Source organism: Bacteroides sp. AF34-31BH, assembly GCF_003602795.1.
Taxonomy (GTDB): domain Bacteria; phylum Bacteroidota; class Bacteroidia; order Bacteroidales; family Bacteroidaceae; genus Bacteroides; species Bacteroides uniformis.
The window spans coordinates 535,468-555,811 of sequence record NZ_QTLV01000002.1; the positions used below are offsets into that span (position 1 = coordinate 535,468).

Here is a 20,344-nt window from a genome sequence, read left to right on the forward strand (position 1 = left end):
TTATTAGTTTGGATTCCTATCGTTCATAGGAAAGGAAGTTTGCCGAGACATGAGTGCCAAAGAGTTATTCCACAATATACTTCTCCACATTCCGTGTCTCCTTGCTGAAGTTCACCCCCACTTTCACCAGCCGCCTGCCATCCAGCACATAAGGAATCAGATAACCTCTCTCATCAATTTGCTTCAAGGCATCTTCGGCACTGCCGTTCAGCTTGAACTCAAAGACGTAAACGACATCTTTTGTCTGCACCACGGCATCGGCACGACCACGCGCACTGCGCACTTCCGCCTGTACGAATTGACCCAGCAAAGTGAAGACGACATAAAAGATGGCCTGGTAGTGGCGTTCGGTATTGTTGCTCAGTTCGTAGGGAATGCCTGCAAAGAATACTTTCAGACGTTCCATGAAAGCATCCACATCACCGGAACGGAGTTCACGCATAAACTTGGCTATGTGGAAACCGGTTTCATCATCGGTCACTTCCGTATAATAAGGTACCAGAAAATTCAAGAAACCATAGCGTACCTCATCATTGGGAAAACCCAAAGTGTACAATAAAACATCCCTGTCGTAGTCTTTGATGGTCAGATAACCACTCTGGTAAATCATGGGAAGCGGGTTCTTTACTTCCGCACGATACTCAAAAAAGGCGGAAGCCGTCACTTCAACTCCCTCAATCAGAAGGCGCAAATCATAATCACTCTCTTTCAATAAATTCACCAAATAGGTAGGAGTACCGGTCTGAAACCAGAAATTATCCAAAATCTTCGACTTGCATGCATTCAACACACTGAAAGGATTAAAAACCCCTTCACAATGGGGGTAAAAATGATAACCGTCATACAACTTGGTCATCTGCTCCAAAGTTGTATCGAAGTCCATCCCATTGGCTTCCCCCAGACGTTCTATCTCCGGAGTAAACGTTGCGAGCAGTTCTTCCTTAGTAATACCACATAAAGAAGAATAGTCGGGCCATGTACTGATGTCCTGCAACTGATTTAAATCACTGAACACGCTAATCTGCGCAAACTTCGTCACACCCGTCAAAAAAACAAAGCGGAGATAACGGTCGGCACTTTTCAGTACCCCATAAAAGGCTTTCAATATCCGACGATATTCTTCCGTTAGCTTTTCATCCGAAAGAGCTTGAAGCAAAGGCTTATCGTATTCATCAATCAACACTACCACTGGCTTGCCCGTCTGAACATACGCCTGCTCTATCACATAGGCAAAGCGCTCTTCGGGACTACGCTCCTGCTTTTCTGCACCATATTTCAATTCCCACTTTTCCAAATATTGATTAAGCATGGCTATCAAATCTCCGGCTATTTCATATTTACGGGCATTTAAGTCCAGATGTAATACAGGATATTCTTCCCACCGGGTTTCCAGTTTTTCGATGGCAAGTCCGTGAAACAAATCTTTACGTCCTTGAAAGTAAGCTTCGAAGGTAGATATAAGCAAACTCTTACCGAAACGGCGAGGACGGCTCAAAAAATAGGGAGTGGAATTGGATGCTATCTTATAGACCATTGCTGTTTTGTCTACATAAAGATAATTTTCTTCACGCAGCTTTTCAAAAGTCTGTATACCAATCGGCAGTTTACGCATCTGTTCCATCTCATTTCTCTTTTTTAGAAGCTATATGCAAATATACGTTTTTTCTTCAAAGAGAAATTCTATTTATACATTTTTATTCCATTTCCTCCCATGGATAAGGATTATCCACCACATTCTGAAACTCGTCAACTGCTTCCTGCTGCTCGGCAGTCAGTGATGCAACACTCCAAGAGGCAATGATGGAACGGGCTTCATCCACCAAAGCCTCATCAAACACCTCACCATAGCAAGCAGTGAGCAGACGAAGCTTTAGTAATGAAGCAGGAAGAATATCCAAAATATCCCAACAGCGCTTCAATACCTCCTGCACATGCTGCTGTTTTTCACCATGGTCAATGAACGAGGCACTATACCCTTTCAAGAGAACAAGACAGACATTTGCCTGCTCCTCCACCGTGGTACCCCAGGTGCCTAAATTATACAAAGTTGTGGTCAAGCGATAGACTTCGCTGTTACGACGGGACAAGTCATCACTATAAATAGGACTACCGTCCATACCCAAATACATCAGATCGTGCGCGGCACGCTGAAGGAGGAGTGCTTCTTCTAAAAGAGACATGAGTAGTAATTATAAATTAAAAATTAAAGACTAGCGGATTACTTCAATGAGGTCTGGATGGATGGTCGCCATGGCAACGGCGATGATACCTTGTATAGCAATCACTACACGACGATCACGGGCACCTTTTACCTTTAGAAAAACACCTTCTTGACCCTCGAAGTCGCCACCGGTGATACGGACTTTCGTACCTTTGGAGAGATTCAGTTCTTCGGGTTGGAAATAGAGAAGATGGTCATTGTAGGTACCGGCGACGGCTATGAAACGCTGCATATCATGGTCGGGAATGATTATTTTCTGACCGCTACGGGTATCAGTAATATATTGCAAATAAGTAATTTGAGACTTAAATCGCTGCACTTCGGAAGGACGTGCGTGGACAAAAACCAGATTACGGATGACGGGAACCAAAGCACGGACTTTCCTGCCCCTACAGATACTTATCTTATATTGCATGGGAATGAAACAGCCAATATTTGCCTTTTCGAGAAGATGCATAGCTTCAAGCTCCCTGCGGTATGTGGCACGCATAGCAAACCAAACTTCGGTCTCTTTATCCATTTCTATTCTTGCTAATTTTACTTAGAAAAAGGTATTCCTTGGGGGCTTTGAACTACTATTACAGAACTGTAGTTCAATCACTTGCGAGCATTTTATGGGAAGTTTGACAAGCACTATGCCCTTCTTGTCAACAGATTCTCTGCGGTTGTTCATTACCTTTTGGTAAGAGACTATAAACGAACGTATTAGAAACAAAAAAGCGTTTTTTAATCGTACGTTAAAAAAACACCTATTTCGAACTTATACAAGACATACTCAAAGAGCTAAAAATAAGAAGATTTTAACTGATTACATATATTGCATATACTGCTGAAATTCAATGTAATATACTTGTCATTATTTATTATTAGGAACATTTTTCTATCAAACATTTTGCCATTACAAAAAACGTCTCTATCTTTGCGTTCATTAAACGTACGTTTTTTAAACAGCATATCATCTTATATATCAACCATTTACAACTCGCCCTTCACATTTCCCTCCAAAATTCCCTTATTTCTCCCTCACTTTTTATACTTTCGCATTTTTTAACCAGAATAAAAAACAGTTAAACGAACGAAGAATTACACAAATGAAAGAACTCAAAAAAAGAAGCATCTCAACAGTAACGAACAGAGAAGCATGTCGTATCAATCTGATACACAGAAACTAAAAGCAACAAAAGTAAAAGAACACAGTTCCATAGTGGATGAAAAGCTATTGTCAGAACGGGTTTACTACGGAGACCAGACCCATGTTTATGTAGGTTACTTAAGAGCCTTTAAATCAGGCTATTTTGAAGGCACAAAAATTAGAAAAATAACGGATATAGCCAAACTGCTCGTAGCATCCGAAAACTTCACAAAGAGAGCCAGAGGAGAGCAAAAGCCTTTGACTTACAGCACGATAATTACCGAATTGGAGAAGGTATGGGCCATCATAAAACGGGAAGATACCACACTGATTGACCCATACGGATATGATGTAAGGATAAATCACTGATAGTTCAGTACCTGGAAAGGCAGTAATTTTGCCCCCGTCAGCAACCGGACAGAAGGGCTACACCTTTCTCGTCGGATGGTGTAGCCTCAACAAGGCAAGGGCGTAGCCATCCGTACTGAAAGGAGTAGCCCTTTTTCATTGCTGATTATCATACATTTAATAACCCTAAAAACATAAAAAATGGGAAAAGAGAAAACTGAATTTGAGGAGCAATTTGTATCCAAAACAGAAAAAACAAAAAAACTATGGGAAAAACGGATTACGGAAAACACGACATTGAGCATGGAGTCTGTACAATGGATGGCACAGCGCATAAATTCCCTATTGGAATACATGCGATACGGATATGCATTGATAGCCTACCGAAAGCAGGACGGCAGCTTCTACATGGGAAGAGGAACCCTTGTTTCCTACGAAAGCGACTTCAAAAAGAAACATGACATGACAAGCATTAAAGCTCACGTAGCCTATTGGGACGCGGAACAACAAGGCTGGCGGACTTTTCTGATTGAGAATTTTATGGAGTGGAGACCGATAGTAAACTAACAAAAAACACCAATATCAAAAGCTATGGAGGCTTATTTACTACATGATGCCAATGCCGGCAGCAACTTAAAATTAATGATTATGATACAAGAAGAAGGTATGAAAGGATATGGCATTTACTGGACAGTGCTCGAATTCCTCAGATTGCAGAACGAATATAAAGCCAGCCTGAAAGTGATTCCCATACTGGCACAAAAAGCAAGGGTGACAACCGCCACACTGAAGCGAATCATCTATGACTATGCGCTGTTCGAGGTGAATGAGACAAGCTTCTCATCCCCCGGACTAAGCCGCCGCATGGAGCCATGGGACGCCCAACAAGAAGCTAAAAAGGAGGCCGGACGTCGCGGTGGACTGGTTAACCAGCAGAGAATCAGGGATGCCAAGACAAGCAGCGCTTTAGCAAATAAACTAAATAAAGAGAATAAAGAAACCCCCTCTCTATCTCCCCAAGGGGAGACGGGAAGAAGGAAGGAGGAGATTCTTCTGACTCCACCGGAGTACACGCTCAACAGACAGACGCATAATTACCAAGGCCTGATGGAAGAGCTGGCAAGGCAGAAAGTAACCGACATCCACGATTTGAATGCCATCCTGAGACTGACAGATTTTGGAAAACTGGGAGGGAAAATCTGGAAAATCCTATATGAGTTGAACAGCTCACCCCAACTGAAAGCCCGCATCGTGATGCCCGGAAAGTACATACTGAAATTACTCAGGGGTTAGATTTAATAAAAGAAATATAATACTTATCTTTGCGTTCAAAACAAAACACCCTAATCATTATGAATCTGAAAAAACTATTTTTTGCTTCTGCCCTGCTCTTTGCTGCATGCGGCACTATCCAGGCCCAGGAAGTCATTGCCCACCGTGGTTTCTGGACTACAGACGGTTCGGCTCAGAACTCCCTTGCCGCACTTGTAAAGGCTGATTCTATCCACTGCTACGGCTCCGAGTTCGACGTTTGGCTCACCACAGACAATCAGCTGGTTGTCAATCATGACGCCACCTTTAAAGGCGTGACTATGCAAGATGCCACAGCCAAGGTATGCACCGCCGTACAACTGGACAACGGCGAACAACTCCCTACCCTGCAACAGTATCTGGACAAGGCAAAAAGCCTGAAAACCCGCCTTATCCTCGAACTGAAAGCCCACAAGACCCCCGAACAGGAAACACGAGCCGTAGAGGGCATCGTAAAAATGATAAAGGACAAAGGGCTGGAGGACCGTACGGAATATATCACCTTCTCCCAACATGCCACCAAGGAGTTTATCCGTCTGGCACCCAAAGGCACCCCCGTCTACTACCTGACCGGTGACCTTACCCCCAAGGAGTTGAAAGCATGGGGTTGTGCCGGTCCCGACTATCACTTCAGTGTCTTCCAAAAACATCCTGAATGGATAAAGGAATGCCACGACCTCGGCATGAAAGTAAACGCCTGGACCGTAAACGAAGCCAAAGACATGGAATGGCTCATCAGCCAAGGAGTAGATTTCATCACAACCAATGAACCGGTAGTGCTGGAAGAAATTTTAAAGAAAAAATAGCCGCTCCTTATACATTTAGAAACAAAAACCAAACAAACCGCTTCATTATGTCCGCAATGGAGCGGTTTCTTGTTTTCAAAAAGATAGCAATTAGTCTTATAAAAAATCTTTTTTCTTATTTTGAATCAAACTAAACTTTCACATGGATTACAATTTATATAAAAACAAAGCCATATGCTTTTAAATTGAAAGCCTGACAGTAGATATTCTCATTGAATGAAAGTTTCGCTAAAAAATAATAGAAAATAGATATGCTTTACAGTTAATTATAAAACAAAACGTCGTATATTTGCATCGAAATAGAACAAAAGGACATACTAACCAACCAATAAAGGACAAAATGACAAGAGCTATAAAATTCACCAAGATGCACGGTGCCGGAAACGACTACATTTATGTAGATACGACCCAATATCCTATCAGCCATCCGGAAGAGCTTGCGAGGGCATGGAGTGCACCGCATACGGGAATTGGAAGTGACGGTCTGGTACTTATCGGTTCTTCGGACAAGGCCGATTTCAGCATGCGGATATTCAATGCCGACGGCTCGGAGGCCCGGATGTGCGGCAATGCAAGCCGCTGCATCGGAAAATATCTTTTTGACTACGGACTGACCTCCAAAACAGAAATCGCACTCGATACACTGTCAGGTATAAGGATGCTAAACCTGCACTTGGCAGACGGAAAGGTCAACTCTGTAACCGTAGACATGGGCATACCTGCCGACGAACCGGCAGACTACGACGGCAAAGGAGCCAAACCGATGAAAGAACAGCCCATCGAAATGGACGGAGAACGATATGTAGGGACCACCGTATCCATGGGAAACCCGCATCTGGTAATCTTTGTCAATGATATTGAAGCCATCGACCTTACAGTCATCGGTCCCAAACTGGAGAATCACCCTCTCTTCCCCGGACGCATCAATGTAGAATTTGCCCAGATATTGGGAGAAGGAAAAATAAGGATGCGTGTCTGGGAACGAGGCTCGGGCATCACCCAAGCCTGCGGAACCGGAGCTTGTGCCACCGCCGTGGCAGCCTTCCTCACCGGACGCGCAGGAAGGGAATCCATCATCATCATGGACGGAGGCTCACTCACCATCCGATGGGACATCGCCACCAGGCATGTACTGATGACGGGAGAAGCCACCAAAGTATTCGACGGCAAAATTGAATTAATTGACTAATCACCAACTATCAACCAAGAAAAGATTATGGCATTAGTAAACGAACATTTTTTAAAGCTACCGGGCAGTTATCTGTTTTCAGACATAGCCAAGAAGGTAAATACTTTCAGGATAACACATCCCAAGCAAGAGGTCATCCGTCTGGGTATCGGAGACGTTACCCGGCCACTGCCACCGGTCTGCATCGAAGCGATGCACAAGGCAGTGGAGGAGATGGCTGACGCACGGACATTCCGTGGATATGGTCCCGAGCAAGGATACGACTTCTTGATAGAAGCCATCATCAAGCACGATTACCTTCCACGCGGCATCCACTTCGGTCCTACGGAAATCTTCGTGAACGACGGAGCAAAGAGCGACACGGGAAACATCGGTGACATTCTCCGCCACGACAACAGTGTAGGCGTGACCGACCCTATTTATCCGGTCTATATAGACAGCAACGTGATGTGCGGACGTGCCGGAGTATTGGAGGAAAACGGCCAATGGAGCAACGTCACCTACATGCCTTGTACCGCCGAGAACGACTTCATCCCGGAGATTCCGGACAAGCGCATCGACATCGTCTACCTCTGCTACCCCAACAACCCCACGGGCACCACCCTGACCAAGCCCGAGCTGAAGAAATGGGTGGACTATGCGCTCGCCAACGACACGCTGATTCTGTTCGATGCCGCCTACGAAGCCTTCATCCGCGAAGATGACGTACCCCACTCCATCTATGAGATAAAGGGAGCGAAGAAATGCGCCATCGAGTTCCGCAGCTTCTCGAAGACTGCCGGATTCACGGGAGTACGCTGCGGCTACACCGTTGTGCCGAAAGAACTCACTGCCGCCACGCTGGAAGGCGAACGCATCCCGCTGAACAAGCTCTGGAACCGCCGCCAATGCACCAAGTTCAACGGCACCAGCTACATCACCCAACGGGCGGCGGAAGCCATCTATACACCGGAAGGACAACGGCAGATAAAGGAAACGATAGATTACTATATGGACAATGCCCACACTATGAAGCAGGGCCTTGAAGCGGCCGGACTGAAAGTCTACGGCGGTGTGAACGCTCCTTACATCTGGCTGAAAACACCTGACGGAACGGGCTCCTGGCGGTTCTTTGAACAAATGCTGTATGAGGCCAATGTAGTGGGCACGCCGGGCGTAGGTTTCGGCCCCAGTGGTGAAGGATATATCCGGCTGACGGCCTTTGGAAAACACGAAGATTGCGTGGAAGCCATGAAGCGCATCCGGAAGTGGCTGAAATAAAAAACAATTGAATTAGTGAAGTACTTGCTATAATCGAGTCGGACTGATCATCCGGAATTTTTCTAAATTTAAAGGTAAAAAGGTATGAAAACAAGAAGTGTAAAATGGGTAATAATGGCAATGGCGCTATTATCAATGGCAATGCCTTTCACGGCAAAGGCTCAGGATAAAGTGGAAGCATCGGTAGGCGTCGACCTCGTAAGCGGTTACGTGTGGCGTGGCCAGGATTTGGGAGGGGTAAGCCTCCAACCGAACGCATCCATCGCCTACAAAGGTTTCTCTCTGGGAGCTTGGGGCTCCGTAGGCATCGAGAGTTCGGACACGAAAGAGTTCGACCTCATACTGGGATATTCAACCGGAGGCTTCAGCATATCAGTGACGGACTACTGGTACAACGTGACCGGAGATGGGGTGACAGCCAAATACTTCCAGTACGGTGCACACAATGTTGCCAACTCACATCTGTTCGAAGCGCAAATCGGTTATGATTTCGGCCCCGTAGCCGTAAACTGGTACACCAACTTTGCAGGCGACGACGGTGTTGACAAAGACGGTGACCGTGCTTATTCATCCTACATCTCCGTGGCAGCCCCCTTCACACTGGGCGGACTGGACTGGACGGCAGAGATAGGTGCTACCCCTTGGGCCACGGACTTCTATGGAGCCAACGGCTTTGCCGTATGCGACATCAGCCTGGGAGTATCAAAAGACATCAAAATCACCGATTCCTTCTCCCTCCCGTTGTTTGCCAAAGCAACCTGGAATCCAAGGTCTGAAGGTGCCTATTTCGTAGTCGGACTAAGCTTCTAAAAGCAAAGAACTATGATTTACACACGCCGAAAGGCAAATAGTAAATTGTAAATTGTCAAATCGTAAATTATTTAAGGTATGAAAAAGATTGAAGCTATTATCCGAAAGACCAAGTTCGAGGACGTGAAGGACGCGCTGCTCGAAGCGGACATCGAATGGTTCTCCTATTATGATGTACGGGGCATCGGGAAATCCAGACAAGCCCGTATCTACCGTGGTGTCATGTACGACACCAGTTCCATCGAGCGCATCCTTATCTCCATCGTGGTGCGCGACAAGAATGCGGAAAAGACCGTACAAGCCATCATCAAATCTGCACAAACCGGTGAAATCGGCGACGGACGTATCTTCGTCATCCCCATTGAGGATGCCATACGCATACGTACAGCAGAGAGAGGCGACATCGCACTCTACAATGCCGAACAAGAAAGATAACGGGCAGCTACAAACCACAACCAAGAAAATACAATACAACTAAAAGCAACAAGAAATTATGGATAAACTTATTTTAAGTGAACTGACCAACGGACTGAACACTGTATGGATGCTGCTTGCAGCCATGCTGGTATTCTTCATGCAGCCGGGCTTTGCACTGGTCGAAGCCGGTTTTACCAGAGTAAAAAATACGGCCAATATCCTGATGAAGAACTTCGTTGACTTCATGTTTGGCAGTCTGCTCTACTGGTTCATCGGTTTCGGACTGATGTTCGGTGCAGGCGGATTCATAGGAATGCCCCATTTCTTCGACCTCTCGTTCTACGACGGAGGCGGGCTTCCCACAGAAGGTTTCCTGGTATTCCAGACTGTATTCTGCGCAACGGCTGCCACCATCGTGTCCGGCGCTATGGCAGAACGTACCAAATTCTCCATGTACCTGGTTTACACCATCTTCATCAGTGTGCTGATTTATCCCGTTTCCGGTCACTGGACTTGGGGCGGCGGCTGGCTGATGAACGGTGAGGCAGGTTCCTTCATGATGGAAACATTCGGAACAACTTTCCATGACTTCGCAGGTTCCACCATCGTCCACTCCGTAGGCGGCTGGATTGCCCTGGTAGGTGCGGCCATCCTCGGCCCGCGCATCGGGAAATACGGCAAAGACGGCAAGTCAAGAGCCATTCCGGGACATAACCTCACGATTGCGGCACTGGGTGTATTCATCCTTTGGTTCGGATGGTTCGGCTTCAACCCCGGTTCACAGTTGGCAGCAGCCACTACGGACGATGCAAGGGCCATCTCGCATGTATTCCTCACCACCAATCTGGCAGCCTGCGCAGGCGGTTTCTTTGCATTGGCGGTAAGCTGGATGAAATATGGCAAACCCTCCTTGTCTCTGACACTGAATGGCATTCTGGCCGGATTGGTAGGCATCACGGCCGGTTGTGACATGGTTTCTTCCTTCGGGGCGGTAATCATCGGCACCATCTGCGGCATCCTGATGATTTATTCGGTGGAATTCATCGACCGGACACTGAAAATTGACGACCCCGTAGGGGCCAGTTCCGTACACGGCGTCTGCGGTTTCACGGGAACCATCCTCACCGGACTGTTTTCCACCAGTGAGGGACTGTTTTACGGTGCAGGCTGGAGCTTTCTCGGAGCGCAGGTATTCGGTGCACTCGTAGTAGGCGCATGGGCAGCAGGCATGGGATTCATCATCTTCAAAGGACTCGACAAAATCCACGGCCTCCGCGTTTCCAAACGTGTGGAGGAAGAAGGACTCGACATTTACGAACACGGCGAGTCTGCCTACGGTGCATAATGATTTTATATTTTATTAAACCAACAATTACAACTCTAAGGTATTATGTCAAAATTGAGATTCAGAGTAGTAGAGACGGCGTTCAAGAAGAAACCCGTTGCAGTGGCAGTCCCGGCGGAACGTCCGTCAGAGTATTTTGCCAAGTATGTATTCAACAAGGAGAAGATGTTCCGCTATCTGCCGAGCAAGGTGTATGCCAAGCTGACGGATGTGATTGACAACGGAGCTCCGCTGGACCGCAGCATAGCCGACGAGGTTGCCGCAGGTATGAAGAAATGGGCGGTTGAAATGGGGGCGACCCACTATACGCACTGGTTTCATCCGCTGACCGAAGGTACTGCCGAAAAGCACGACGCTTTTGTGGAACACGACGGCAAAGGCGGCGTGATGGAGGAATTCACCGGCAAACTGCTCGTGCAGCAGGAACCGGACGCTTCCAGTTTCCCGAACGGCGGTATCCGCAATACGTTCGAGGCACGTGGCTACTCGGCATGGGACCCCTCCTCCCCGGCATTCATCGTAGACGACACGCTCTGCATCCCGACTATTTTCATCGCCTATACCGGTGAGTCTCTGGACTACAAGGCACCGTTGCTGAAAGCCCTGCGTGCCGTAGACAAGGCTGCCGTCGACGTATGCCACTATTTCAATCCGGAAGTAAAGAAAGTGGTTGCCTATCTGGGCTGGGAGCAGGAATATTTTCTGGTTGACGAAGGGTTGTACGCCGCACGCCCCGACCTGCTGATGACCGGACGCACGCTGATGGGCCATGACAGCGCCAAAAACCAGCAGTTGGAAGACCACTACTTCGGGGCCATCCCCAGCCGTGTGGCCGCTTTCATGAAGGAACTGGAAATCGAAGCGCTGAAACTCGGCATCCCCGTCAAGACCCGTCACAACGAAGTGGCTCCCAACCAGTTCGAGCTGGCTCCCGTCTTCGAGGAATGCAACCTGGCGGTAGACCACAACATGCTCATCATGGCCTTGATGCGTAAAGTGGCACGTAACCACGGTTTCCGCGTACTGTTGCACGAAAAGCCCTTCAAGGGTGTCAACGGTAGCGGCAAGCATAATAACTGGTCGCTGGGTACGGACACCGGTATCCTGCTCCACGCACCCGGCAAACTGCCCGAAGAGAACCTGCGTTTCATCACCTTCGTAGTGAATACGCTGATGGCCGTATACCGTCACAACGGATTGCTGAAAGCCTCCATCTCCAGTGCGACGAACGCCCACCGGCTGGGTGCCAACGAAGCGCCTCCGGCCATCATCTCTTCCTTCCTGGGCAAGCAGTTGAGCCAGGTGCTGGAACACATCGAAGAGAGCACCAAGGACGACCTCGTCAGCCTCAGCGGCAAGCAAGGCATGAAGCTGGACATCCCGCAGATTCCGGAACTGATGATAGACAATACCGACCGCAACCGCACCAGCCCGTTCGCCTTCACCGGCAACCGCTTCGAGTTCCGCGCCGTGGGTTCCGAAGCCAACTGCGCCAGTGCCATGATTGCGCTGAACTCCGCCCTTGCCGAGCAGTTGGTGGAATTCAAGAAAGATGTGGACGAACTGATTGAAAAGGGGGAGCCGAAAATCTCCGCCATCCTCGAAGTCATCCGCCGGTACATCAAAGTCTGCAAACCCATCCACTTTGACGGCAACGGTTACAGCGATGAATGGAAAGCCGAAGCAGCCCGCCGCGGTCTGGACTGCGAGACAAGTGTTCCCGTCATCTTCGACAACTACCTGAAACCGGAGAGCATCCGGATGTTCGAGTCCATCGGTGTCATGACGAAGAAGGAACTGGAAGCCCGTAACGAGGTGAAATGGGAAATGTACACCAAGAAAATACAGATTGAAGCCCGCGTGCTCGGAGATTTGGCCATGAACCACATTATCCCCGTAGCTACACAGTATCAGTCGGATTTGATTGACAACGTCTACAAGATGAAAGACCTGTTCCCCGCAGAGAAGGCTGCAAAACTGTCTGCCAAGAATCTGGAACTCATCGAAGAGATTGCCGACCGTACCGCCTTCATCAAGGAGCATGTGGATGCCATGATCGAGGCGCGCAAAGTGGCCAACAAAATTGAGAGTGAACGTGAAAAAGCCATCGCCTACCACGACAACATCGTACCGATGATGGAGGAAATCCGTTACCACATCGACAAGCTGGAACTCATCGTCGACAATCAGATGTGGACGTTGCCCAAATATCGCGAGTTACTGTTTATAAGATGAAAAATGAAGGATGAAGGATGAAGGATGAATCCTTAATCCCTATCTCATTCTTTTGTTGGTTGTTTTAAGTTTGCAGGGGGGAGAGGTGCCGCGAGGCAGTTCTCTCTCTTTTTTTCGTCCATGCCAACTGTTGGCGGTAAGCGGGAAATAACCTATCTTTGCCCGTCAGATAAAACAATCCTGTCATCATGAAGAATTTACGTAACTGCTATGCAGCGTTCCTGCTGTTTGCCTTGCTGTCCGTTTCGGCTGCCGCCCCGGCACAAACCGATCTGCAGCAAAAACTGGGTCGGATTTCCACCATTACGGAAACCCGTCCGTTGGAGTCCACCCGGTTCTCCGAGAAGTATGTAACCTATTTTACCCAGCCGTTGGACCACCGTCGTCCCGAAAAGGGCAGTTTCCGCCAGCGTGTGATTGTCTCCCACGTCGGCTTCGACCGTCCCACGGTGATTGTAACCGAAGGCTATGGAGCCGCCTATGCCCTCAATCCCAAGTATCGCGAGGAACTTTCCGAGCTGCTCGATGCCAACATGATTTTTGTGGAATACCGTTATTTCCTGGAATCCACCCCTGAGCCTAAAGACTGGCAATACCTCACCGCCGAGAATTCTGCAGACGACCTGCACGCCGTCCGCAACGCCTTTAAAAGCATCTATCCCGGCAAATGGATTGCGACCGGCATCAGCAAGGGCGGGCAGACTACCCTGCTCTACCGCACGTTCTATCCGGACGACGTGGATATTTCCGTGCCTTATGTAGCTCCGCTCTGCTACGGGGTGGAAGACGGACGCCACGAGCCTTTCCTCAGGAAAGTGTCTACTCCGGAGGACCGCAAACGGATTGAGGACTTCCAGTTGGAAGTGTTGAAACGGAAAGCCGCACTGCTCCCCCGCTTTGAGAAATATTGCAATGAAAAAGGACTCAAGTTCCGTGCGCCCGTTGAAGAGATATACGACTATTGCGTGCTGGAGTATTCTTTTGCCCTTTGGCAGTGGGGAACTCCCGTCAGCAGCATCCCTGCCACCACGGCCTCGGACGATGAGATATTTGCCCATCTGCTCAACATCAGTAATCCCGACTACTTCATTGCCGACAGTCCCACAGCCTCATTCTTCGTGCAGGCCGCCCGCGAACTGGGCTATTACGGCTACGATACGAAGCCTTTCAAGAAGTATCTTTCCATCCAATCGAGCAAGGATTACCTGCATCGTCTGATGCTTCCCGAAGAGCTGAAAGACATGCCCTTCGACAAGACCCTAAGCAAGAAAATCACGAAGTTCCTGAAAGAGAATGACCCGAAAATGATATTCATCTACGGACAGAACGACCCGTGGACAGCTGCCGGAGTGACCTGGCTGAAAGGAAAGAAAAACATCCATGTATTCGTAGAGCCCGGCGGAAGCCATCGGGCACGCATCGGCACACTGCCCGAAGAGGAAAAGAAGCAAGTGATGGAGCTGATAAATGAATGGTTGAAACAATAAAAACGGATGGTCCGTGTGGCATGAACAGACCATCCGTTTACTCCTGACAGACCATCTGTTCAACCTCAACAGATGGTCTGTTTTTTTATTCTATAATTTGTGCATCCTCAATATCGTCCACTGCCTTTACTGAAGCATCCGGTGTCTTCGGGCGGCGACGCGTAAACTTGAACCAGTTCAGCAGTTCCGAAGCCGCATAGACCAGACTGCTGATACCGATAATGATAAATGCCGTGGAGCGTACTCCCGTAGGATTGAACAGCGCAACCAAGCCGGCAAGCAGAATCAATACCGGAACCACATAAAAACCTCCCGGTACCGGCATCCAGCGACGGGCAGCGGAAAGCGAGGTAATCTGTTGCACTCCTCCCATCACCAGGATAAATCCCAATACAAATGTCAGCAAATCGGCAAAGAAACCGGGCATGATAATCAGCCACAAGCCAAACAGCAGGCTGCCCACTCCCTCGATAGGGAAACGGCTGCGCATCTCCGTGCTCTGTGCAAAGTAGCCTATGATGCTGATAAGCGAAGGCACCAGGAAAATGACACCTATCGTAATCACAAAGTAATCACCCGCCTGGTCGGGAAACATCACCAGCACCAAACCGATAACCAGCGCACATATAGCACGCAAAAATGAATAACTTAATCCTTTCATGAGTCTATGTTTTTTTGCGAAGATACATCTTTATCCGAATAACTCCACACGAAAATCCCGAAAAATCAGTTTACATTCAGCCAGGCATTCATATCTTCGGCCACAAAAAGCCAGTATAATAACAACAGTACAGCAATAACCACGCCTATGGCAACTAAATGTTTTCTATTCATAGTTTGTTCCTTTCTTTTTTTGAATGAATATTCGTTTTTACTACACTTATAAGAACAATATTTCAAGAAAAATGTTCTTATCCAGAAAAAAAGTCATATTTATTTTGGCAGTTAAAACAAAGTGCTTATATTTGTCGCGAAAACGAAGACAGGCTGCACCTCAGCATAAAAAATGAACAAGTTCATTTTATTATACATTCGGTTTGCACTGTCTTTGCCCCCGATAAAACAAAAAAAGTCAATGAAAACAATGTTAGTAAATACATATTGGTGGTGGCACCCGTTACAACTCCGACAGTCGTAAGGGAGCAGCGCTCGTATGTATATATGTAATATATAGTAAAAAACAAAAAGAGCCCTGTCGCACCAAGCGACGGGGCTTTTTTCGTTTAAGCAATAATGCGTTTTGATTTCTGAAATAGTAAATAGTAAATCGTCAAATAGTAAATAACATGATGAATTTCTTAGTTGACAAAGAAGGTTATTACGGAGAGTTCGGCGGGGCATACGTTCCCGAAATCCTCCACAAATGTGTAGAAGAGTTGCAGAACACCTACCTCAAGGTGCTGCAAAGTGAGGACTTCAAGCGTGAATACGACCAGTTGCTGCGCGACTACGTGGGACGCCCTTCCCCACTCTACTTGGCACACCGCTTGTCCGAGAAGTACGGTTGCCGGATTTACCTCAAGCGTGAAGACCTGAACCACACCGGTGCCCACAAAATCAACAACAGCATCGGGCAGGTGTTGCTGGCACGCCGCATGGGCAAGCGCCGCATCATCGCCGAAACCGGAGCCGGACAGCACGGTGTGGCCACAGCCACCGTCTGCGCCTTGATGAACATGGAATGCATCGTCTACATGGGTAAGACCGACGTAGAGCGCCAGCGCGTCAATGTGGAGAAGATGAAGATGCTCGGCGCCACCGTCGTTCCCGTCACCAGTGGTAATATGACGTTGAAGGACGCCACCAACGAAGCCATCCGCGACTGGTGCTGCCATCCGTCGGACACCTACTACGTGATAGGGTCCACCGTCGGCCCGCATCCGTACCCCGACATGGTGGCACGCCTGCAGTCTGTCATCAGCGAAGAAATAAGGAAGCAGCTCCTTGAACACGAGGGACGCGAATGCCCCGACTACCTCATCGCCTGCGTAGGCGGAGGAAGCAATGCAGCCGGCACCATCTATCACTACGTCAACGACCCGCACGTGCAAATCGTCCTCGCCGAAGCCGGAGGAAAAGGCATTGAAACGGGAATGACAGCCGCCACCATCGCCCTCGGCAAGATGGGCATCATCCACGGCTCGCGCACCTACGTCATCCAGAACGAGGACGGACAGATAGAAGAGCCCTATTCCATCTCTGCCGGACTGGACTATCCGGGCATCGGCCCCATGCACGCCAACCTTGCCAAGCAGAAACGTGCCATCGTCCTCGCCGTCAACGACGATGAAGCCATCCGCGCCGCCTACGAACTGACCCGGCTCGAAGGCATCATCCCCGCATTGGAAAGTGCCCACGCACTGGGTGCGCTGGAGAAGATGAAGTTCAAGCCGACGGACGTGGTGGTGCTGACGGTGTCGGGACGGGGGGATAAGGATATAGAGACGTATTTGAGTGATGAGTGATGAGTTATAAGTGATGAGTTATTTGAAAATACGAGATACAATGAAATAAAATACAAGATACAATGAAACAATATGATTATAAAACAATCAGCCGCACCATGCTCGGTGACTTGCATACGCCGGTGAGCACGTATCTGAAGGTGCGTGACATCTTTCCGCAGAGCGCACTTATGGAGAGTTCCGACTATCACGGCAGTGAGAACAACCGTTCGTTCATCGCTCTGTGTCCGCTGGCTAGTGTCAGCATAGACCACGGCACGGCTATCTTCCGCCTGCCGGACGACAGCCGCGAAGAGCATCCCATAACCGATGCATACCGGGTGGAAAACGCACTGAACGATTTCCTCTGCCGCTTCCGCGTGGAGGGCGAATACAGCAATTACTGCGGACTCTACGGATACACCTCCTTCAATGCTGTCCGCTACTTCGAGAATATCCCCGTGAAGGACAGCCGCGAAGCTACCAACGATGCGCCGGACATGCTGTACATATTATATAAGTACCTCATCGTCTTCAACGACTTCAAGAATGAGATGCTACTCCTCGAGATGCTGGCGCCCGGCGAGACCAGCGAACTGGACCAGGTGCAGAAGGCCATCCATAACCGTAACTACACCGCCTACGATTTCCGCGCCATCGGCCCCACCACCTCTCCGCTTACGGACGAGGAGCACAAGGCGAATATCCGCCGGGGCATCGCCCACTGTCTGCGCGGCGACGTTTTCCAGATAGTCCTCTCCCGCCGGTTCGAGCAGCGTTTCACAGGCGATGACTTCAAGCTCTACCGTGCCCTGCGCAGCATCAACCCTTCTCCCTATCTGTTCTATTTCGACTTCGGAGGCTTCCGCATTTTCGGCTCGTCCCCCGAAACCCATTGCCGCATCGAAGGCCGCCATGCCTATATCGACCCCATTGCCGGAACCACGAAGCGCACCGGCGATGCAGAGCAGGATGCCCTCAATGCCCGGTACCTGCACGACGACCCCAAAGAGAACGCCGAACACGTGATGCTGGTGGACCTTGCCCGCAACGACCTCTCCCGCAACTGCCACGATGTAAAGGTGGACTTCTATAAGGAGATGCAGTATTACAGCCATGTCATCCACCTCGTCAGCCGTGTCAGCGGAACGCTCCGCGAAGAGGCCGACCCCGTCAAGGCCTTCATCGACACCTTCCCTGCCGGTACCCTGAGCGGCGCCCCCAAGGTACGCGCCATGCAACTCATCAGCCAGCTGGAACCGCACAACCGTGGAGCCTACGGCGGCTGCATCGGTTTCATCGGACTGAACGGCTCGCTGAACCAGGCGATTACGATTCGTACTTTTGTCAGCCGCAACGGTGTCCTCTGGTTCCAGGCAGGCGGCGGCATCGTGGCCAAGAGCAACGACGAGTACGAACTGCAAGAGGTGAACAACAAGCTCGGCGCACTGAAAAAGGCGATTGAGATGGCAGAAAAAATGTGAGTTTATGTACGATTTGACGATTTACGATGTACGATTTGCCATGCGACGTACATTGCGCAGCCAAATCGTACATCGTAAATAAAGTAACTTCAATCGTACATCGTAAATCGTCAAATAGTAAATAAAATAGATTGTAAATACAAAAGATGAAAACAGTTATCATAGACAATTACGACTCCTTCACCTACAACCTTGCCCATCTGGTGAAAGAGCTTGGCGCAGAAACGGATGTGCTGCGCAACGATAAATTCCGGCTCGAAGAATTGGAGCCATACGATAAAATCATCCTCTCACCCGGCCCCGGTGTCCCCGAGGAAGCCGGACTGCTGCTGAATGTCATCCGCACCTATGCCGGACGGAAACCCATACTTGGCGTCTGCCTGGGCGAACAAGCCATAGGACAAGTGTTTGGCGGAAAGCTGGTCAATCTGGAAGAGGTATTCCATGGGGTACAGACGGAGATAAGGATTAGGAGTGAGGGATTAGGGACGAGGGAGGAAGGATTAGGGATTAGTGATGAAGGATTGGGGGGAAAGGATTATGAAGGTATTTCTCTCGAAGAAGACTATATCTTCTGCGGTTTACCCAATAGGATTCCCGTCGGACGATACCACTCCTGGGTAGTGGATACGAAGGAGTTTCCCGACGAACTTGCCATTACCGCCATCAGCCCCGAAGGACAAATCATGGCGCTGAAACATCGGGAGTATGACATACACGGCATCCAGTTCCATCCTGAATCGGTACTGACACCCGACGGAAAAACAATCGTAAAAAACTGGCTTTTCAAATGAGGCACTTCAGAAAAAGAGTAAATTCAATCGTCAAATCGTAAATCGTCAAATCGTAAATAAAAAGATGAAAGCAATACTCACCCGTCTCTTCAACCACGAAGAGCTTACGTCGGAGGAAACCAAACAAATCCTCCTCAACATCACCAAGGAAATGTATCCTGAGGCGCAGATAGCAGCCTTGCTCACTGCCTTCCAGATGCGGAGCATCACCGTGGACGAGCTTATCGGTTTCCGCGAAGCACTGATGGAGACACGCCTTCCCATCGACTTCGCCCCCTATCGCCCCATCGACATTGTAGGTACGGGCGGCGACGGAAAGAACACCTTCAACATCTCCACCTGCGCTTGCTTCGTGGTGGCGGGAGCCGGCTACAAGGTTGCCAAGCACGGCAACTACGGAGCCACTTCCGTGAGCGGAGCCAGCAATGTCATCGAGCAGCACGGCGTACGCTTCACCAACAACCCCGACACGCTGAAACGCAGCATGGAGGAGTGCAACATCGCTTACCTTCATGCCCAGCTTTTCAATCCGGCGATGAAGTTTGTCGGTCCCGTACGCAAGACGTTGGGAGTGCGCACCTTGTTCAATCTGCTCGGCCCGTTGGTGAATCCATGCTGTCCGGCATACCAGCTGCTCGGTGTGGCAGACCTCTCGCAGATGCGCCTATACACCAACGTATTCTATAAGCTCGGCATTGACTTTGCCGTGGTCAACAGCCTCGACAGCTACGACGAAATCTCCCTGACGGACGAGTTCAAGGTGATGACCCGCAACTACGAGCGCATCTACCGTCCGCAGGCTCTCGGCTTCAAGGATGCCCGTCCCGAAGAACTCTTCGGCGGCGCATGCAAGGAAGATGCCGCCCGCATCTTCGACAATATCCTTACGGGGCATGCCACACCTGCACAAACGCAATGCGTCATTGTCAACGCCGCCTTTGCCATCCAGGTGATGGAGCCGCAGAAAGAGATTGAAGAGTGCATCGCCATCGCACGCGAATCATTGGATAGCGGACGGGCGCTGGCGACACTGAAAAAATTTATCGAGATTAATAAATGAA

General features: G+C 49.1%; 19 protein-coding genes. 15 read left to right on the plus strand and 4 right to left on the minus strand.

The window, feature by feature from the left end; all coding sequences use genetic code 11:
• Positions 1-64 precede the first annotated feature (64 nt).
• The 3 genes from DWZ67_RS05795 to DWZ67_RS05805 all read right to left on the minus strand — a co-directional run bounded on the left by DWZ67_RS05795 (position 65) and on the right by DWZ67_RS05805 (position 2,747).
• Positions 65-1,621, minus strand: a complete 1,557-nt coding sequence (locus DWZ67_RS05795; RefSeq protein WP_005837291.1) for an ATP-binding protein — start codon at positions 1,619-1,621, stop codon at positions 65-67.
• A gap of 73 nt (positions 1,622-1,694) precedes the next feature.
• On the minus strand, positions 1,695-2,180 hold the full coding sequence (locus DWZ67_RS05800) for a UpxZ family transcription anti-terminator antagonist (RefSeq protein WP_120138345.1): 486 nt from the start codon (positions 2,178-2,180) through the stop codon (positions 1,695-1,697).
• Between the two features lie 30 nt (positions 2,181-2,210).
• Positions 2,211-2,747, minus strand: coding sequence for a UpxY family transcription antiterminator (locus tag DWZ67_RS05805; protein ID WP_034523189.1), 537 nt, complete (start codon positions 2,745-2,747; stop codon positions 2,211-2,213).
• A 615-nt stretch (positions 2,748-3,362) separates the two neighbouring features.
• On the opposite strand from DWZ67_RS05805, the gene DWZ67_RS05810 reads away from it, so the two are divergent.
• From DWZ67_RS05810 to DWZ67_RS05860, 11 genes are all read left to right on the plus strand, one after another.
• Positions 3,363-3,722 carry a hypothetical protein gene (locus tag DWZ67_RS05810; RefSeq protein WP_005837300.1) on the plus strand — a complete coding sequence of 120 codons (360 nt, stop codon included), beginning with the start codon at positions 3,363-3,365 and terminating at the stop codon, positions 3,720-3,722.
• Between the two features lie 180 nt (positions 3,723-3,902).
• Complete coding sequence (locus tag DWZ67_RS05815) at positions 3,903-4,268, plus strand: SH3 beta-barrel fold-containing protein (RefSeq protein ID WP_005837301.1); 366 nt, start codon at positions 3,903-3,905, stop codon at positions 4,266-4,268.
• 24 nt (positions 4,269-4,292) lie between these two features.
• The gene (locus DWZ67_RS05820; protein WP_005837302.1) at positions 4,293-4,994 is read left to right on the plus strand and encodes a Lin1244/Lin1753 domain-containing protein; all 702 of its coding nucleotides are present in this window, start codon (positions 4,293-4,295) and stop codon (positions 4,992-4,994) included.
• 59 nt (positions 4,995-5,053) lie between these two features.
• Positions 5,054-5,818, plus strand: coding sequence for a glycerophosphodiester phosphodiesterase family protein (locus DWZ67_RS05825; protein ID WP_005837303.1), 765 nt, complete (start codon positions 5,054-5,056; stop codon positions 5,816-5,818).
• Between the two features lie 340 nt (positions 5,819-6,158).
• Positions 6,159-7,007, plus strand: a complete 849-nt coding sequence (gene dapF, locus DWZ67_RS05830) for a diaminopimelate epimerase (protein WP_120138347.1) — start codon at positions 6,159-6,161, stop codon at positions 7,005-7,007.
• A gap of 27 nt (positions 7,008-7,034) precedes the next feature.
• Positions 7,035-8,267 (plus strand): LL-diaminopimelate aminotransferase, encoded by a 1,233-nt coding sequence (locus tag DWZ67_RS05835; protein WP_120138349.1) that lies wholly within the window; start codon positions 7,035-7,037, stop codon positions 8,265-8,267.
• Positions 8,268-8,351: 84 nt separating this feature from the next.
• The gene (locus DWZ67_RS05840) at positions 8,352-9,077 is read left to right on the plus strand and encodes a hypothetical protein (RefSeq protein ID WP_120138351.1); all 726 of its coding nucleotides are present in this window, start codon (positions 8,352-8,354) and stop codon (positions 9,075-9,077) included.
• Between the two features lie 78 nt (positions 9,078-9,155).
• Positions 9,156-9,512 carry a P-II family nitrogen regulator gene (locus DWZ67_RS05845; RefSeq protein ID WP_005827548.1) on the plus strand — a complete coding sequence of 119 codons (357 nt, stop codon included), beginning with the start codon at positions 9,156-9,158 and terminating at the stop codon, positions 9,510-9,512.
• A 58-nt stretch (positions 9,513-9,570) separates the two neighbouring features.
• Positions 9,571-10,839 carry an ammonium transporter gene (locus DWZ67_RS05850; protein WP_057258582.1) on the plus strand — a complete coding sequence of 423 codons (1,269 nt, stop codon included), beginning with the start codon at positions 9,571-9,573 and terminating at the stop codon, positions 10,837-10,839.
• 45 nt (positions 10,840-10,884) lie between these two features.
• Entirely contained in the window at positions 10,885-13,074 is a 2,190-nt protein-coding gene (locus DWZ67_RS05855) for a glutamine synthetase III (RefSeq protein WP_005837309.1), read from the plus strand.
• Between the two features lie 188 nt (positions 13,075-13,262).
• A complete protein-coding gene (locus DWZ67_RS05860; RefSeq protein WP_120138353.1) occupies positions 13,263-14,561 on the plus strand; it encodes a S28 family serine protease in 1,299 nt (432 codons plus the stop codon).
• Between the two features lie 85 nt (positions 14,562-14,646).
• On the opposite strand, the gene DWZ67_RS05865 is transcribed toward DWZ67_RS05860, so the two are convergent.
• On the minus strand, positions 14,647-15,222 hold the full coding sequence (locus DWZ67_RS05865; protein WP_120138355.1) for an HdeD family acid-resistance protein: 576 nt from the start codon (positions 15,220-15,222) through the stop codon (positions 14,647-14,649).
• A 628-nt stretch (positions 15,223-15,850) separates the two neighbouring features.
• On the opposite strand from DWZ67_RS05865, the gene trpB reads away from it, so the two are divergent.
• From trpB to trpD, 4 genes are all read left to right on the plus strand, one after another.
• Positions 15,851-17,026 (plus strand): tryptophan synthase subunit beta, encoded by a 1,176-nt coding sequence (trpB, locus tag DWZ67_RS05875; RefSeq protein WP_171030456.1) that lies wholly within the window; start codon positions 15,851-15,853, stop codon positions 17,024-17,026.
• A gap of 62 nt (positions 17,027-17,088) precedes the next feature.
• Positions 17,089-18,489 carry an anthranilate synthase component I family protein gene (locus DWZ67_RS05880; RefSeq protein WP_044467670.1) on the plus strand — a complete coding sequence of 467 codons (1,401 nt, stop codon included), beginning with the start codon at positions 17,089-17,091 and terminating at the stop codon, positions 18,487-18,489.
• Positions 18,490-18,635: 146 nt separating this feature from the next.
• Complete coding sequence (locus DWZ67_RS05885) at positions 18,636-19,283, plus strand: anthranilate synthase component II (protein WP_120138357.1); 648 nt, start codon at positions 18,636-18,638, stop codon at positions 19,281-19,283.
• A gap of 64 nt (positions 19,284-19,347) precedes the next feature.
• Complete coding sequence (gene trpD, locus DWZ67_RS05890; protein ID WP_005837316.1) at positions 19,348-20,343, plus strand: anthranilate phosphoribosyltransferase; 996 nt, start codon at positions 19,348-19,350, stop codon at positions 20,341-20,343.
• The last annotated feature ends 1 nt before the right edge of the window (position 20,344 follow it).

Bases quoted from the DNA above. Each gene is read 5' to 3' on its own strand.
- DWZ67_RS05795 (WP_005837291.1), bottom strand. From the start codon at position 1,621: ATGGAACAGATGCGTAAACTGCCGATTGGTATACAGACTTTTGAAAAG.
- DWZ67_RS05800 (WP_120138345.1), bottom strand. From the start codon at position 2,180: ATGTCTCTTTTAGAAGAAGCACTCCTCCTTCAGCGTGCCGCGCACGAT.
- DWZ67_RS05810 (WP_005837300.1), top strand. From the start codon at position 3,363: ATGTCGTATCAATCTGATACACAGAAACTAAAAGCAACAAAAGTAAAA.
- DWZ67_RS05815 (WP_005837301.1), top strand. From the start codon at position 3,903: ATGGGAAAAGAGAAAACTGAATTTGAGGAGCAATTTGTATCCAAAACA.
- DWZ67_RS05820 (WP_005837302.1), top strand. From the start codon at position 4,293: ATGGAGGCTTATTTACTACATGATGCCAATGCCGGCAGCAACTTAAAA.
- DWZ67_RS05825 (WP_005837303.1), top strand. From the start codon at position 5,054: ATGAATCTGAAAAAACTATTTTTTGCTTCTGCCCTGCTCTTTGCTGCA.
- dapF (WP_120138347.1), top strand. From the start codon at position 6,159: ATGACAAGAGCTATAAAATTCACCAAGATGCACGGTGCCGGAAACGAC.
- DWZ67_RS05835 (WP_120138349.1), top strand. From the start codon at position 7,035: ATGGCATTAGTAAACGAACATTTTTTAAAGCTACCGGGCAGTTATCTG.
- DWZ67_RS05840 (WP_120138351.1), top strand. From the start codon at position 8,352: ATGAAAACAAGAAGTGTAAAATGGGTAATAATGGCAATGGCGCTATTA.
- DWZ67_RS05845 (WP_005827548.1), top strand. From the start codon at position 9,156: ATGAAAAAGATTGAAGCTATTATCCGAAAGACCAAGTTCGAGGACGTG.
- DWZ67_RS05850 (WP_057258582.1), top strand. From the start codon at position 9,571: ATGGATAAACTTATTTTAAGTGAACTGACCAACGGACTGAACACTGTA.
- DWZ67_RS05855 (WP_005837309.1), top strand. From the start codon at position 10,885: ATGTCAAAATTGAGATTCAGAGTAGTAGAGACGGCGTTCAAGAAGAAA.
- DWZ67_RS05860 (WP_120138353.1), top strand. From the start codon at position 13,263: ATGAAGAATTTACGTAACTGCTATGCAGCGTTCCTGCTGTTTGCCTTG.
- DWZ67_RS05865 (WP_120138355.1), bottom strand. From the start codon at position 15,222: ATGAAAGGATTAAGTTATTCATTTTTGCGTGCTATATGTGCGCTGGTT.
- trpB (WP_171030456.1), top strand. From the start codon at position 15,851: ATGAATTTCTTAGTTGACAAAGAAGGTTATTACGGAGAGTTCGGCGGG.
- DWZ67_RS05880 (WP_044467670.1), top strand. From the start codon at position 17,089: ATGAAACAATATGATTATAAAACAATCAGCCGCACCATGCTCGGTGAC.
- DWZ67_RS05885 (WP_120138357.1), top strand. From the start codon at position 18,636: ATGAAAACAGTTATCATAGACAATTACGACTCCTTCACCTACAACCTT.
- trpD (WP_005837316.1), top strand. From the start codon at position 19,348: ATGAAAGCAATACTCACCCGTCTCTTCAACCACGAAGAGCTTACGTCG.